This window comes from Brevundimonas sp. AVps7, assembly GCF_058681545.1.
The window spans coordinates 2,936,109-2,951,335 of the sequence record NZ_CM178742.1 but is presented as its reverse complement, the minus strand read 5'-3'; the positions used below and the strand labels follow the sequence as shown (position 1 = coordinate 2,951,335).

Genomic DNA, 15,227 nt, shown 5'->3' with positions numbered 1-15,227 from the left:
GCCTCTCGCGTCGCCTCTGCGGCGTCGGAGCGATGCTGGGCCTGGCGATCTTCGCCGGAGCCAGCGCCACCATGCCCGACGGCCGTCCCACCCCGACGGGGCTCGAGGTGCCGCGCTGGCTGACCCTGAAGTCCTCGGAAGTGCGCGCCCGCACCGGCCCGGGCCTCGACTACCGCATCCTCTGGGAATACCGCGCCGCCGGTCTGCCGGTTCAGGTGATCGCCGAAACGCGCGAATGGCGAAAGATCTGCGACCCCGAAGGCTCCATCGCCTGGGTTCACCGCAGCGTGGTCTCGGCGCGTCGCGGCGCGTTCAACGCCTCGGTCGAGGAGGTCCCGATCCGCACGGGCCGTTCCGAAGACGCGGCCGTAAAGGCGCGGTTTTCGCCCCGCTCCGTGGTCGCCCTGGACGACTGCAAGGACGGCTGGTGCGAGGTCCGCGCCCGCAAACTGAAGGGCTGGGTGGCGGAAGCCTCCATCTTCGGCGCCGGCGATCAACCTCTCTGCGACGCCTCGCGTCCGGCGGGGGAGGCGGACTGATTGCGGCCCTCTCCCCTTGCGGGAGAGGGAGGCCGCGCACGAGAGCGAAGCGATCGTCCTGGCGCGGGCGGGTGAGGGGTGACTCACGTTCTCGAAGGTGTGGGCTGACAAATTTCTCACTGGCTGGACTCGGAGTCACCCCTCATCCGACCTCGCTTCGCTCGGCCACCTTCTCCCGCAAGGGGAGAAGGAAAACAGGCCATACCCATCAACACATCGCCCGAATTCGCTTTCAAATTCAGAGCGCGTCGCGAAAACATGGCTTTATGTCCGGCGCCCTCCGAAACCGTGCGACACTGTCTCCGGTCTTTGACATCGCCGCCGAACCCCTCGCCTTCGACGTGGACTCTGTGGACTATCTAGACTCGAATTTCGGAGTCTCCCGCTCCGCGGCCGCCTCGCCACAGCCAGGCTTGCCCCCCTTCCACGGTTGAGCCGCCCGCTCCCCTCGTGTAACCCCGGCGCAACACCACGGAGCAGCAACCGCCTTGACCGCCTCGAAATATCCGTCGTCGTTCGACCACGCCGCCCTTCTGGCCTCGGGCCGGGGCGAGCTGTTCGGGCCGGGCAACGCCCAGCTTCCGGCCCCGCCGATGCTGATGTTCGACCGGATCACCGAGATCAACGGCGACGGCGGCGAGCACGGCAAGGGCTATGTCGAGGCCGAGCTGGATATCCATCCCGACCTCTGGTTCTTCCAGTGCCACTTTATCGGCGACCCGGTCATGCCGGGCTGTCTGGGTCTGGACGCGATGTGGCAACTGGTCGGCTTCTACCTGGGCTGGATCGGCGGTCCCGGCCGTGGTCGCGCCCTGGGCGTCGGCGAGGTCAAGTTCACCGGCCAGGTCCAGCCGGACGTGAAGAAGGTCACCTACAAGATCACCCTGAAGCGGGTCATCAACCGTCGTCTCGTCATGGGAATCGCCGACGGGGTGATGGAAGCCGACGGCGTGCCTATCTATACGGCTACGGACATGCGCGTCGGCCTGTTCCAGGCGGGCGAAACCGCCACCGGCGCCTGACCATCACACAATAACCGCGGCCAACGCGGACAAGACTGACAAGAGAAGGAAACTCTTATGCGGCGTGTCGTCGTCACGGGTCTGGGCATCGTCTCCTCTATCGGCACGGGCCAGGAGGAGGTCACGGCCTCCCTGCGCAGTGCCAGGTCGGGCGTGGTCTCGGCCCCCGATCACATCAAATACGGCTTCCGCTCCCAGGTCTGGGCTCCGCCGTCGCTGGGCGTGACCGCCGAGGACTGGGCTCCGCTGGTCGACCGTCGCGCCGCGCGTTTCCTCGCCAACGGCACCGCCTGGGGCCACATCGCCTTCGAGGAAGCCCTGAAGGATTCCGGCATGACGCCGGAAGAAATCAAGGACGACCGCATCGGCCTGATCGTGGGCGAGGGCGGCCCCTCGACCCAGGTCATCCTGCAGGCGGCCCAGACCACGATCGAGAAGGGCGCGCCCAAGCGCATCGGCCCGTTCGCCGTGCCCAAGGCCATGGCGTCCGGCCCCTCGGCGGTCCTGTCGACCTGGTTCGAGATGCGCGGCATCAACTATTCGATCTCCTCGGCCTGCGCGACCAGCGTTCACTGCATCGGCGCGGGCGCCGAACAGATCCAGTGGGGCAAGCAGGACGTGGTCTTCGCCGGCGGCTGCGAGGACATCGACTGGTCCATGTCGAACATGTTCGACGCGATGGGCGCCATGTCCTCCAACTTCAACGAGACCCCTTCGGTGGCCTCCCGCGCCTATGACGCGGCCCGCGACGGCTTCGTCATCGCCGGCGGCGCCGGCATCGTGGTTCTGGAAGAGTACGAGCGGGCGAAAGCGCGCGGCGCGAAAATCTATGCCGAGGTCGTCGGCTACGGCGCCAACGCGGACGGCTACGACATGGTCGCCCCCTCGGGCGAGGGCGCCCAGCGCTGCATGAAGATCGCCATGGCCGAGGCCGGCGGGCGAAAGATCGACTACCTGAACCCGCACGGCACCTCGACGCCGGTCGGCGATTCCAAGGAGATGGAAGCGATCCGCACCGTCTTCGGCGCCGACATGCCGATGATCTCCTCGACCAAGTCGCTGACGGGTCACTCTCTGGGCGCCGCCGGGGCCCAGGAGGCGATCTACTCCCTGCTGATGCTCCAGAACGGCTTCGCCTCGGAAAGCGCCCACATCGAAAACCTGGATCCCCAGTTCGAGGGCATGCCGATCCTGCGCAAACGCTGGGACGGCGAACTGACCACGGTCATGTCCAACAGCTTCGGCTTCGGCGGCACCAACGGGACGGTGATCTTCTCGAAGGTCTGACCTACCGAAATATGATCGGCCTCAAGCAGCGAGCAACCGCGTTGCGAGCGTAGGCCACCAAAGAGGAGACTTTTCCATGGCCGGTGAATCCAGCTGGAACATGCCCGCAGGCGAACTCATGAAGGGCAAGAAGGGCCTGGTCATGGGGGTCGCGAACGCCAACTCCATCGCCTGGGGCATCGCCTCCCAGCTGGCGGCGCAGGGCGCCGAACTGGCCTTCACCTATATGGGCGAGGGGCTGGAACGCCGCGTGCGTCCGCTGGCCGAGAGCGTCGGCGCCAGACTGCTGATCCAGGCCGACGTCACAGACGACGCTTCGATGGACGCCGCCTTCGAACAGCTGGAAGCCGAGTTCGGCACGATCGACTTCGTCGTCCACTCGGTCGCCTTCGCCAACAAGGACGAGCTCAAGGGATCGTTCATCGACAACACCAGCCGCGACAGCTTCCTGCTGGCCATGAACATCTCCTGCTTCAGCTTCGTCGATGTGGCGCGGCGTGCGTCGAAGATCATGCCGAACGGCGGCTCGATGATCACCATGACCTACCTGGGCTCCGAGCGGGCTATCCCCAACTACAACACCATGGGCGTGGCCAAGGCGGCGCTGGAGGCGGCGACCCGCTATATCGCCCGCGACCTGGGTCCGCGCGGCATCCGCGTCAATGCCATCTCGGCCGGCGCCATGCGCACCCTGTCGTTGGCGGGCATCTCGGGCGGCCGGGGCATGATCGCCCAGGGCCGGGCGATGTCGGCGATGAAGGAGGACACCTCGATGGAGGGCGTCGCCGGCGCCGCCCTGTGGCTGTGCTCGGACCTCGGCTTCTCCACCACGGGCGAAGTCATCCACGTCGACGCGGGCTTCCACATGATGGGTCTGGCCGGGGACGAGGAAGCCTGACCTCCCGGTTGCTAGCGGCGAGCAATCCTTTAGTGTCCGGAACCAAGCAAGTTTAGGCGACGGCTGATTCCGCCTCGCCCCGGGCCCTGAGACGACATGCAACTGACCATCGAACGTTCCGCGCTCCTGAAGGCCCTCGGCCACGTTCAGAGCGTGGTCGAGCGTCGGAACACCATTCCGATCCTGTCCAATGTCCTGCTGTCGGCGGGCCGCGACAAGCTGAGCTTCGCCGCCACCGATCTCGACATGGAGATGGTCGATGAGGCCGAGGCGACTGTCCAGGTCGAGGGCCAGATCACGGCTCCCGCCCACACCCTCTACGAGATCGTGCGCAAGCTGCCGGACGGGGCCGAGGTCGCCCTGATCTACAACGGCGACGATCCGCGCCTGACGGTCCAGGCGGGCCGGTCCAAGTTCAACCTGCCGGTCCTGCCGGCAGGGGACTTCCCCGTCATGTCGACCGAGAATTCCGGCACGCGCTTCACCCTGATGAAGGAAGATCTGGCGCGTCTGATCGACAAGACCCGCTTCGCCGTCTCGACCGAAGAGACCCGCTACTATCTGAACGGCCTTTACCTCCACACAGTGGCGGAGGGCGGCATCCCGCTACTGCGCGCCGTCGCCACCGACGGCCACCGTCTGGCCCTGGCCGAGACCCCGGCGCCGGAAGGCGCGGCGGGCGGTCCCGGAGTGATCGTGCCGCGCAAGACCATCGATCAGGTCCGTCGCCTGCTCGACGACGGCTCCGGCCCGGTCGAGATCCAGGTCAGCCCTCAGAAAATCCGTTTCGAGTTCGGCCAGGCCTCCCTGACGTCAAAGGTCATCGACGGCGCCTTCCCGGACTACATGCGCGTCATCCCCAAGGGGAACGACAAACAGGCCGATATCGACAACGCCGTCTTCGCCTCGGCCGTCGACCGCGTCGCCACCATCTCGGCCGAGAAGAGCCGGTCGGTGAAACTGGCCTTCGAACTGGACCGCGTCACCCTGACTGTTCGCAACATGGAGGCCGGTCAGGGCGTCGAGGAGGTCGAGATCGGCTACTCCGAGGCTCCATTCGAGATCGGCTTCAACGCCCGCTACCTGCTGGACGTCGCCGGCCAGATCACCGGCGAGAACGCGACCTTCATGTTCGCCGACCCTGCCTCGCCCACGCTCGTGCTCGATCCGGGCGATCCGGGCGTCCAGTACGTGCTGATGCCGCTGCGGGTTTAAGCCCGGGGCGGCGGGTTCGCCCCTCGTGATCACCTCTCTCACCCTCACCGACTTCCGGTCCTACGCCTCCGCGACCCTGCCCCTTCCGGCGGGGGCGGTGGTGCTGCATGGGCCGAACGGGGCGGGCAAGACCAATCTGCTGGAGGCCTTGAGCCTGTTCACGCCGGGCCGGGGGCTGCGGTCCGCGACGGCGCAGGAGATGGGGCGGCGCGAGCCCGGCGAGGTCGGAGGGCGGGCCTGGGCGGTGGCTCTGACCCTGGACGGCGCGGACGGCGACGAGGTCCGGCTGGGGACCGGGGTCCAGGTCGCCGGGGCCGGGCGGCGGATGGTGCGGATCGACGGCGAGACGGCCCAGCCAGGACGGCTGCTCGACTATCTGCGGCCGGTCTGGGCGACGCCGGAGCAGGATCGGTTGTTCGCCGATGCGCGGGCCGAGCGGTTGAAGTTTTTCGACCGGCTGGTGTTCGCCGCTGACCCCGGCCATGCGGCGGCGGTGGCGGGATACGAGAAGGCGCTGCGCGAGCGGTTGCGACTGTTGATCGACGGAGCCGAGGGGCGGGAAGCCGATCCTCTGTGGCTCGATGCGCTGGAAGCTCGACTGGCGGAGACCGGGGCGCGGGCGGCGACGGCGCGGGCGCGTGCGCTGACGGTGCTTCAGGCGGCGATCGACGCCAGGTCGGAACGGCCCTTCCCGCAGGCGGACCTGGCCCTGGTCGGGGAGACCGAGCGGCTGGCCGAGGGCGGCGAAGACGAAGAGGCGCTGGCAGGGTGGATCCGCGAGGGGATGGCGCGGGCGCGGAATCGGGACGGGGCGGCGGGGCGGTCGTTGTTCGGACCGCATCGGGCTGATCTGACGGCCCTTCACCGGGAGAAGAACCGTCCGGCGGCGGAGGGGTCTTCGGGAGAGCAGAAGGCCCTGGTCCTGAACCTGATCCTGGCCCAGGTCGGCCGGCTGGCCGGAGGCGGGGCGGCGCCCATCCTGTTGCTGGACGAGGCCCCGGCGCATCTGGACGCCGGGCGGCGGGCGGCCCTGTTCGACGAGATTACGGCCCTGGGTCTGCAGGCCTTCATGACCGGGACGGAGGCGGCGCTGTTCGAGCCTCTGGTCGGACGGGCGGCATTCGTGCGGGTCGAGGGCGGGGCGCTGACGCCGACCTAGGCCGTCGCCGGATTGGCCTCGCCTTCCTTGCGCGGGTTCGGCGGCTTGCCGCCCATCCGGTCCATGAAGGCGAAGACGAAGGGGTTCAGCGAGATCGACAGCAGGGCGGCGGCCAGGATCAGGTCGTGGGTCTCCTGTCGCAACGCCCCCAGCGAGACCCCGAGCGCGGCCAGAATGAACGAGAACTCGCCGACCTGGGCCAGGCTGGCGCCGACCGTCAGGCCGGTGGCGCGGTCGAGTCCGAACATATGGGTGATGGCCAGCGCCGCGATGGTCTTGCCGACGATGACGATCCCGAGCACGCCCAGCACCGACAGCGGCCGCTCGACGAGGATCATGGGGTCGAACAGCATGCCGACCGAGACAAAGAACAGCACTGCGAAGGCATCGCGCAGCGGCAGGGACCGCTCCGCCGCATTGTGACCCAGTGGCGTGCCGTTCAGCACCAGCCCGGCCAGGAAGGCGCCGAGGGCGAAGGAGTGGAACAGCTGATAGGCCACCCAGGCGATGCCGAGCGCAATGGCCAGGACGCCGAGGGTGAACAGTTCACGCGACCGGGTATGGGCGATCCGCACCAGGATCCAGGGCAGGACCTTGCCGCCGACGAACAGCATGGCGACCACGAAGCCTGCTACCTTCAACAGGGTCCAGCTGATGTTGAGCGCCAGTGCGGACGGATCGAACGCCGCCCCGTCCTGCACGATGATCATCGGCAGCATGACCAGGGCGATAACGATCACGAGGTCTTCGACGATCAGCCAGCCGACGGCGATGCGCCCAACCTCGCCCTTGTTCTGACGCCGTTCCTCCAGCGCCCGCATCAGGACGACGGTGGAGGCGACGGACAGGGCGAAGCCCATCAGAAGGCCCTCCATGTCCGACATGCCCATCGCGAAACGGCCCAGCGCCCAGCCGAGCACCGTCGCAGAGGCGATCTGCACAAGGGCTCCCGGAATGGCGACCTTGCGGACCTTCATCAGGTCGGCGGGCGAGAAATGCAGACCGACGCCGAACATCAACAGGATGACGCCGATCTCCGCCAACTGGGGCGCGAGGGTCGTGTCGGCCACGAACCCGGCTGTGTGGGGGCCGACGACAATGCCCGCCACCAGATAGCCGACAAGCGGCGACAGCTTCAGCCGATTGGCCAGCATTCCGAAAACGAAGGCCAGCACGAAGCCGCCGACAAGAGTGGAAATCAGGCTGTCGGCATGCGGCATCGGCGCTCCTGGATAGGGCTTGGGTGTCTCTCGATCGGTGAACGCTACATATTGGGTCTCAAGCATCGCGGGACAAGGCGGCAAAACGCCCTGATCGCTCGCTTTTCGCCTGCGAATTCCTATATAAACCCTGCATCCGGACGGCCTGAATCGGTCGTCCGGCGAATGACATATCTTTGCGGGCTGGACGGCGCATGGCGCGGTCCGCGACGCCCGCGTCTCCGGACGAATGAATGACCGACGAACCCCTGAGCGCCCGCACCGAAGACACGGCTGAAGAGGCCGCCTACGGCGCAGAATCCATCAAGGTTCTCAAGGGCCTGGATGCGGTGCGCAAACGCCCCGGCATGTATATCGGCGATACCGACGACGGCTCCGGCCTGCACCACATGGTGTACGAGGTCGTCGACAACGCCATCGACGAGGCTCTGGCCGGTCACGCCGACCTGGTCGAGGTGATCCTGAACGCCGACGGCTCGGTCACCGTGACCGACAACGGGCGCGGCATCCCGGTCGATATCCACGCCGAGGAAGGCGTGTCGGCGGCCGAGGTCATCATGACCCAGCTGCATGCCGGCGGGAAATTCGACCAGAACTCCTACAAGGTCTCCGGCGGTCTGCACGGCGTGGGCGTGTCGGTGGTCAACGCCCTGTCCGACTGGCTGAAACTGGTCATCTTCAGGAACGGCCAGCGCCACGAGATGAAGTTCGAGCGCGGCGACACGGTCGAGAGCCTGAAGGTCACGGGCGAGGCGCCGGTGCGCGAGAACGGAAAGGTTCTGAGCGGCACCCAGGTGACCTTCTATCCGTCGATCACGACCTTCGCCCATATCGACTTCGATCTGAAGACGCTCGAGCATCGCCTGCGCGAGTTGGCCTTCCTGAACTCGGGCGTGGTCATCAAGCTGGCCGACAATCGCCATCCCGAGCCCGTCGAGATCATGCTGCACTACGAGGGCGGCGTTGAGGCCTTCGTGCGCCACCTGGACAAGTCCAAGACGCCGATCCTGAAAGACGTCATCGTCATTCGCGGCAAGAAGGACAATATCGAGATCGACCTCGCCCTCTGGTGGAACGATTCCTACCACGAGACCATGTTGTGCTTCACCAACAACATCCCCCAGCGGGATGGCGGCACCCACCTCTCGGCCTTCCGCACCAGCCTGACCAAGGTGATGGGGGCCTATATGGAATCCTCGGGCGCCCTGAAGAAGGAAAAGGTCGCTCCGACCGGCGAGGACGCCCGCGAAGGCCTGACCTGCGTGCTGTCGGTCAAGGTGCCGGACCCGAAATTCAGCTCCCAGACCAAGGACAAGCTGGTCTCGTCCGAGGTGCGTCCGGCGGTCGAGGGGCTGTGCTCCGAAGGTCTGTCGCAATGGTTCGAAGAGCATCCGGTCGAGGCCAAGATGGTCGTCGCGAAGATCATCGAAGCGGCCTCCGCGCGTGAAGCGGCCCGCAAGGCGCGCGACCTGACGCGGCGCAAGTCGGCCCTCGATATCTCCAGCCTGCCCGGCAAGCTGGCCGACTGTCAGGAACGCGACCCGGCCAAGTCCGAACTGTTCATCGTCGAGGGCGATTCCGCCGGCGGATCGGCCAAACAGGCGCGCAATCGCGAGAACCAGGCGGTGCTTCCGCTACGGGGCAAGATCCTCAACGTCGAGCGGGCCCGGTTCGACCGGATGCTGTCGTCCGAACTGATCGGGACCCTGATCCTGGCGCTCGGCACCGGCATCGGGCGCGACGACTTCGACGCCGACAAGCTGCGCTATCACAAGATCATCCTGATGGCCGACGCCGACGTCGACGGCGCCCACATCCGCACCCTGCTGCTGACCTTCTTCTATCGTCAGATGCCTGAGCTGATCACGCGCGGCCACGTCTACATCGCCCAGCCGCCGCTCTACAAAGTCGCCAAGGGCAAGCAGAGCCGCTACCTGAAAGACCAGTCTGAGATGGATTCCTACCTCATTGAGGAAGGATCTTCCGAGGCCGAACTGGACCTGTCGAACGGTGAGCGCCGGATGGGTCTGGACCTGCAGTCGCTGGTGCGTGAGGCCAAGGCCTGCAGCGCCAGTGTCGATCGTTTGAGCCAGCGTGCTCCGGCCTTCGCCATCGAACAGGCGGCCCTGGCCGGTCTGTTCGCCGACGACGCCGACATGGCGGCGGTGTCCGCCGCGGCTGCCGCGCGCCTGAACCTGTATGCCGAAGAAGGCGACGGGGCGTGGACGGGCGAGCCCGGAGAGCAGGGCGCGGTGGTCTTCACCCGCTCGCGTCGCGCGGTGCAGGAGACGATCGTGCTGGAAGAGGCGCTGATCCGCTCGCTGGACGCCCGTCGTCTGGCCGAACGGGCTGTCGCGTTCGAGGGACTGTTCACGGCCCCGGCGACCTATCGGCGCAAGGACAAGTCGACGACGATCCGGGGGCCGCTCGACCTGCTGAACGCCGTGCTCGACGCGGGCAAGAAGGGCCTGTCGATCCAGCGCTACAAGGGTCTGGGCGAAATGAACCCCGAGCAACTGTGGGAGACCACGCTTGACGTCAACGCCCGCACCCTGCTGCGCGTGCAGGTCGACCACGCCGACGACGCCGACGACCTGTTCGCCAAGCTGATGGGCGACGTGGTCGAGCCGCGCCGCGAGTTCATCCAGGAAAACGCCCTGGACGCCGCCGTCGACGTCTGACGTCGACCTCTGACCGCGACATTTCGGAGAGGCCCCGGGGGCGCCGCCTGATCAGGATCACTCAAGGACTATGGAGGCATCGTCCGGGTCCTGAGCGTCGGTCGTTCTCCGGTCTTTGAATGCTTATCGCCCATTCACGGTTTCGTCGCGAGGCCGACGCGGCATTGGCCTAGCAGCCCCCCATCATCGGGGGATGTCTTCATGCGCACTGTTTTGTCGGCCGGCGTGTCCGTTCTGGCCCTTTTCGTTTCCACGCCGGGCCTGGCCCAGCAGCAATCCGAGGCCACGACTGTCGAAGAGGTGGTGGTCACCGGCCAGAGGGCGACGCAGCAGCGGGCCATCGACCGGCAACGCGCGGCCACCGGCCTGACCAGCGTCGCCGCCGCCGACGAGATCGGCAACCTTCCTGACCGCAACGTCGCCGAGGTGATCGAGCGCCTGCCCGGCGTCGGCGTCCAGTATGACCAGGGCGAGGGCCGCTACGTCTCGGTGCGCGGCGTGCCGTCGGACCTGAACAACTACACGATCAACGGGTTCGAGATCGGCAATCCGGATGGCAACACCCGCCGCCTGCCGCTGGACATCGTCTCGGGCCAGCTTCTGAATCGGGTTGAGGTGGCCAAGGTCAAGACCGCCGGTCAGGACGGCCAGGGCATCGGCGGCAACATCAATCTGGTGACCCAGACCGCCTTTGACTTCCGCAGCGACCGGTTCTTCCAGGTTTCGGCCCAGGCCGGCTATCAGACTCTGAATGAAGAATCGCCAATCCGGGGCGACGTCAGCCTGGGCGGCCGGTTCGGCGACTTTGGCGTGATGGTCGGCGCCAGCTATTCGGATCGCGAGTTCGCCAGCGCCGGCCTGTATCCTGACGACTGGACGCCCTTCACGGGCGCGGCCCGAGGCGCCCTGCCGATCAACGTCAAGTTCACCGACTATCGCCTGACGCGCGAGCGGATCGGGGCCATCGCCTCGCTGGACTGGCGCCCGGACGGGCCTACGTCGCTGTTCCTGCGCGCCCTCTACAGCCGTTTCACCGAGGACGAGTATCGCCAGCGCTATCGCCTGGATTTCGCCACCCCCGCCCTGCGGACCGCCGGTGCGGTGCGGTTGAATTCTGATGGCCTGAGCGGCACGACGACGGGCGCCACCGAAATCCGCCAGGACCTGCGCCTGGAGTACAAGGAGAAGTCAGTCCTGTCGGTCCAGGCCGGAGGACGCACCCAACTCCAGGACTGGACGCTGGACTACGGAATCGCCGGCGCCCACAATGAGGTGATCGAGCCCAACCAGCTGTGGCAGTTCCGCGCCTCGCCAGGCACGGTGGATTTCGACTTCACCGACGAGTTGTTCACGGCGACCCCGCGCACGCCGGTCACCGCCGCCATGCTGGGCTTCCGCCAGTACGCCGAGCAGGACGAGAACGGCGATGAGGACATCGTCTCGGCCCGGTTCGACGCGCGGCGTCCGCTGGATATGTTCGACGGCGCAGAGCTATCGCTGGGTCTGAAGTACCGGTCGACGGACAAGAGTTTCGACTCCGGCAACGCCATCTGGGACCGCGGCGCGACTGCGGCGACTCGTTTCGTCCTGTCGGTCGATCCCTCGCTTGTCGGCCCATCCGTGACGGTCGAGCCGCGCGATGGCCGGCTCTATACGATCAATCCTACGCTGTCGGCCCAGGGGCTGATCGCCTATACGCGCGCCAATCTGGCCGGGCCGTTCTTTGTGCGCAACACGGCCAGCACCCTGGCCAATGCGACCCTGGCCGATACGGACGTGGGCGAGGACGTCGCCGCCGCCTATCTGACCGCCGACATCACGGTCGGAGGCTGGACCTTCACTCCGGGCCTTCGCGTCGAACAGACCGAACTCGACATCACGGGCTTCCGGCTGGTGAACGGAACCAGCGTGGTCCCGGCGTCTGAATCGCAAAGCTACACCGACTGGCTGCCGAGCCTGATCGCGCGGTGGGAGCCGAACGAGGACGTGGTCGTGCGCCTGGCCTACAGCCGCAGCTTGGGTCGTCCCAACTATCTGGACCTCAGCCCCGGCGGCACGAACACTTTCGTCGACAACGGCGACGGCACATTCGACGGCGGGCTGTCGATGGGCAACGCCCAGTTGGACCCTTATCGCGCGGACGCCTTCGACGCCTCGGCGGAATGGTATTTCGCGCCCGGCGGCCTGCTGTCCGCCGGTGTTTTCGCCAAGGCCATCGACAATCCGATCTATACCCGCAGCGAGACCCGGCGCGGGGTCGTCTTCGGCGGCCGTAACTATCGCACCCTGACGTTCAGCCAGAAGGACAACGCCGACTCAGCCGATCTGTACGGGCTGGAGCTGGCCTGGCGCCAGCAGTTCGACTTCCTGCCGGGCCTGTGGTCGGGTCTGGGCGTCGACGCCAACCTGACGCTGATCGACGGTAGTCTGGACCTGCCGGGCCGGTCGGGCGTCAGCTTCCCCGAACAGTCCGATACCCTGTATGGAGTGCAGATCTTCTACCAGTACGGACCGGTGGAGGCCTCCATCGCCTATCACAGCACCGGCTCTGCGCTGCTGGCTCTCGGGGCGGACACGACGACGGACCAGTACAACGACGAGCTTCGCCGCCTGGACGCCAAGGCCACCTTCGCCGTCACCGACAACGCCTCGATCTTCTTCGAGGCCCAGAACCTGACCGACGAACCGACCCGTCAGTATCAGGGCGGGCACGAGGACTGGATCACCCAGAACGAGCGCTATGGCCGGGTCTTCAATGCGGGCATGACGGTCAAATGGTGATTGCTGCGGGTCTCGCCCTGCTGCTCCAGGCGACCGGTCCCGCGCCGGCCCTGACGGCAGTCGAGATGCGTCGGATCGCCGCGCCGGAGGCGGACCAGGGCGTCGCCGTCGACGCCGCATCTGTGTATGCCGTCGACAACAACACCATCGCCAGATACGCCCTGGAGACAGGCGAACGAACCGCCGGATGGCAGGGCGATCCGGCGCTTTTCCCGCATATCAACAGCTGCGCCCGGGTGGATGCCGACCTCGTCTGCGCCGCCTCAAACTATCCGTCCACGCCGATGTCCAGTTCGGTCGAGGTGTTCGACGCCGGGACACTGACCCACAGGCGAACCGTCTCCCTGGGGCCGGACATGGGCGGGTCGTTGACCGTGCTGGACCGGCACGGCGGGTCCTGGTGGGCGGTCTTCGCCAACTATGACGATCGGGGCGGCAATCCCGGCCGCGATCACAGCTGGACCGTCCTGATGAGGCTGGACGAGAATTTCCAGCGCCAGGAGGCCTGGTTGTTCCCCCGGACCGTGCTGGACCGGATCGCGCCCAAGAGCATCTCGGGCGCCGCCTGGAACGCAGACGGCCTGCTGTATGTCAGCGGCCACGACAGGCCCGAGGTCTATGTCATGGCCCTGCCGCAGGGCGGGTCGACGCTCCGACATGTCGCCACCGTCGCCATGCCGACGGGTGGTCAGGCCATCGACTGGGACGCGGGCGACAGCCGGGTGATCTGGTCGATCCAGCGCGACGAGACGGGCGGCGCCATGGTCGCCAGCCGCGTGCCCCCGCTCCCGTCGCTGCCGTAGAGCTCACGGACCCTAGGGTCGGCCGGCGTCGATATAGGCCTTCACGCTCGCATAGGACGGCGGCTGCGGGCGCATGTCGTCGCAGCTGATCTCGCGAATGGCGTCGTCGAAACTGTCGGGGGCGATCGATTCCCACGGTTCATCGGTGTCGTAGGCCTCCTCGGGCACGCCGTCCTCGAAGGCGTCGCTCGAAGTCACGACGTGCGACTGGCGGCCGTTGCAGCGGATGCCGAACTGGTCGACCGTGTGAGAATAGTCCCCTGCGGGGGTGTCCTTGGGCACGCGGGCCACCATGACCGTCAGCTCGTCGCCGGTCCGGACCACGCTGTTGACGTCGATCAGATAGTGTTTCGCCTCGGCGCGAGAGAAGGCCCACCATTCGGGTCCGGTCGATTCCTGCACCGGCTCGGCAGTGCCGCCCAGAACCTCTTCCTGAGGCGGCGCCGTCTGTGCCTGCGCCGCAGCGGCCCACAACATTACCATGGCGGTCGCGATCGCATGTTTCCGGATAGTCATAGTCGCCTCCCCAGACGGTCACTTGTCTGCCATATTTCGCGCCGTTGCAGAGCGAAGATCAAGGGTCGACCGGTCAACCCTTTGCCCATTTCGCCGTTCAGGGTCCTGACATGCTGCGCGCCCTCATCCTGACCCTCGCCCTGATCGTCCTTCCGGCCGCCGTCCAGGCGCAGTCGAGCCCGGCGTTCCGGTCCGACCGGATGGTGGTCACGACGCGGGGCGAGGGGCCGGACGTGATCCTGATCCCCGGACTGGCCTCCACAAGCGACGTCTGGGCGCGGACCGCGAACCGGCTCGATGACCGATACAGGGTGCACCTCGTTTCAATCCGGGGCTTCGGCAACGTCCCGGCAGGAGCCAATACGGACGGAGCCCTCGTCGCGCCGGTGGCGGCTGAGCTGCGCCGCTATATTGCCGCGCAGGGGCTGGAGCGGCCGGCGATCATCGGCCATTCGATGGGTGGGCTGGTGGCGCTGAGGGCGGCCGCCGACGCGGGGCGGGACAGGCGCGGAGCGCAGGTCGGCCGGGTCATGGTGGTCGATGCGACGCCCTTCTTCCCCTCCCTGATCAGCCCCGGCGCCACGGTCGGGGACGTCGAGCCCCTGGCCCGGATCGCCTATCAGGCCCTGCTGTTCCTCGGCGATGAGGCTCTGCGGACGCAGGGTACGGCGCTTGGCGACCAGCTGGGCGGGGCGGCGGACAGTGTGTTCGGGACGCTCGGCTGGCAGGGCGGCGACCGTCAGGTGCTGGCCCAAGGAATCTACGAGGTCATGACCACGGACCTGCGCAGCCGCCTGCCCGACATCGCCGCGCCGGTGACCGTGGTCTATGGCTGGAGCGCCGACGACCGCAGCCCCCGCGCCCACCTCGACGCCCTGTTTGCCGCCGGCTACCGCAACCTGCCGAGGCCTGCCCGTTTCGAGCGGATCGAGGGCGCCGAGCATATGGTTATGATCGACCAGCCGACGCGGTTCCTGGCGGCGGTGGATCGGTTTCTGGGGTAGCGGGCATGGACTTGAGGAACACGAACTGGGTCCACGTGGCCATTCTGGTTGTCTGCGGGGTCGCTATCGCCGCGGTCGCCACGGCCTATGAGTTCACGCCCT

At 67.0% G+C, this 15,227-nt stretch carries 12 protein-coding genes; 10 read left to right on the top strand and 2 right to left on the bottom strand.

The genetic code is table 11. From position 1 onward, the window contains the following. Positions 1-32: 32 nt before the first annotated feature. From ACW17Y_RS14715 to recF, 6 genes are all read left to right on the top strand, one after another. Entirely contained in the window at positions 33-539 is a 507-nt protein-coding gene (locus ACW17Y_RS14715; protein WP_492036418.1) for an SH3 domain-containing protein, read from the top strand. A gap of 488 nt (positions 540-1,027) precedes the next feature. Continuing rightward, a complete protein-coding gene (gene fabA, locus ACW17Y_RS14710) occupies positions 1,028-1,561 on the top strand; it encodes a 3-hydroxyacyl-[acyl-carrier-protein] dehydratase FabA (RefSeq protein WP_492036417.1) in 534 nt (177 codons plus the stop codon). 57 nt (positions 1,562-1,618) lie between these two features. After that, entirely contained in the window at positions 1,619-2,848 is a 1,230-nt protein-coding gene (fabB, locus tag ACW17Y_RS14705; RefSeq protein ID WP_492036416.1) for a beta-ketoacyl-ACP synthase I, read from the top strand. Between the two features lie 100 nt (positions 2,849-2,948). Further along, complete coding sequence (locus tag ACW17Y_RS14700; RefSeq protein ID WP_492038313.1) at positions 2,949-3,746, top strand: enoyl-ACP reductase FabI; 798 nt, start codon at positions 2,949-2,951, stop codon at positions 3,744-3,746. Between the two features lie 96 nt (positions 3,747-3,842). After that, positions 3,843-4,961 (top strand): DNA polymerase III subunit beta, encoded by a 1,119-nt coding sequence (gene dnaN / locus ACW17Y_RS14695; RefSeq protein WP_492036415.1) that lies wholly within the window; start codon positions 3,843-3,845, stop codon positions 4,959-4,961. Positions 4,962-4,986: 25 nt separating this feature from the next. Next, the gene (gene recF, locus ACW17Y_RS14690; RefSeq protein WP_492036414.1) at positions 4,987-6,120 is read left to right on the top strand and encodes a DNA replication/repair protein RecF; all 1,134 of its coding nucleotides are present in this window, start codon (positions 4,987-4,989) and stop codon (positions 6,118-6,120) included. Here recF and ACW17Y_RS14685 read toward each other — a convergent pair. Continuing rightward, positions 6,117-7,340 carry a cation:proton antiporter domain-containing protein gene (locus ACW17Y_RS14685; RefSeq protein ID WP_492036413.1) on the bottom strand — a complete coding sequence of 408 codons (1,224 nt, stop codon included), beginning with the start codon at positions 7,338-7,340 and terminating at the stop codon, positions 6,117-6,119. The genes recF and ACW17Y_RS14685 overlap by 4 nt on opposite strands. A 233-nt stretch (positions 7,341-7,573) precedes the next feature. Here ACW17Y_RS14685 and gyrB point away from each other — a divergent pair, with 233 nt between their 5' ends. The 3 genes from gyrB (at position 7,574) to ACW17Y_RS14670 (ending at position 13,605) form a co-directional block, all read left to right on the top strand. Then, positions 7,574-10,021: a DNA topoisomerase (ATP-hydrolyzing) subunit B gene (gene gyrB / locus ACW17Y_RS14680; protein ID WP_492036412.1), complete on the top strand. Its 2,448-nt coding sequence runs from the start codon at positions 7,574-7,576 to the stop codon at positions 10,019-10,021. 201 nt (positions 10,022-10,222) lie between these two features. After that, positions 10,223-12,802 carry a TonB-dependent receptor gene (locus ACW17Y_RS14675; RefSeq protein ID WP_492036411.1) on the top strand — a complete coding sequence of 860 codons (2,580 nt, stop codon included), beginning with the start codon at positions 10,223-10,225 and terminating at the stop codon, positions 12,800-12,802. Beyond that, positions 12,796-13,605, top strand: a complete 810-nt coding sequence (locus tag ACW17Y_RS14670) for a hypothetical protein (RefSeq protein ID WP_492036410.1) — start codon at positions 12,796-12,798, stop codon at positions 13,603-13,605. The genes ACW17Y_RS14675 and ACW17Y_RS14670 overlap by 7 nt, the downstream gene beginning before the upstream one ends. 12 nt (positions 13,606-13,617) lie before the next feature. Here ACW17Y_RS14670 and ACW17Y_RS14665 read toward each other — a convergent pair whose 3' ends face one another. Continuing rightward, a complete protein-coding gene (locus ACW17Y_RS14665; protein ID WP_492036409.1) occupies positions 13,618-14,121 on the bottom strand; it encodes a surface-adhesin E family protein in 504 nt (167 codons plus the stop codon). A 110-nt stretch (positions 14,122-14,231) separates the two neighbouring features. On the opposite strand from ACW17Y_RS14665, the gene ACW17Y_RS14660 reads away from it, so the two are divergent. Continuing rightward, positions 14,232-15,125 (top strand): alpha/beta fold hydrolase, encoded by an 894-nt coding sequence (locus tag ACW17Y_RS14660; RefSeq protein WP_492036408.1) that lies wholly within the window; start codon positions 14,232-14,234, stop codon positions 15,123-15,125. Positions 15,126-15,227: the final 102 nt, after the last annotated feature.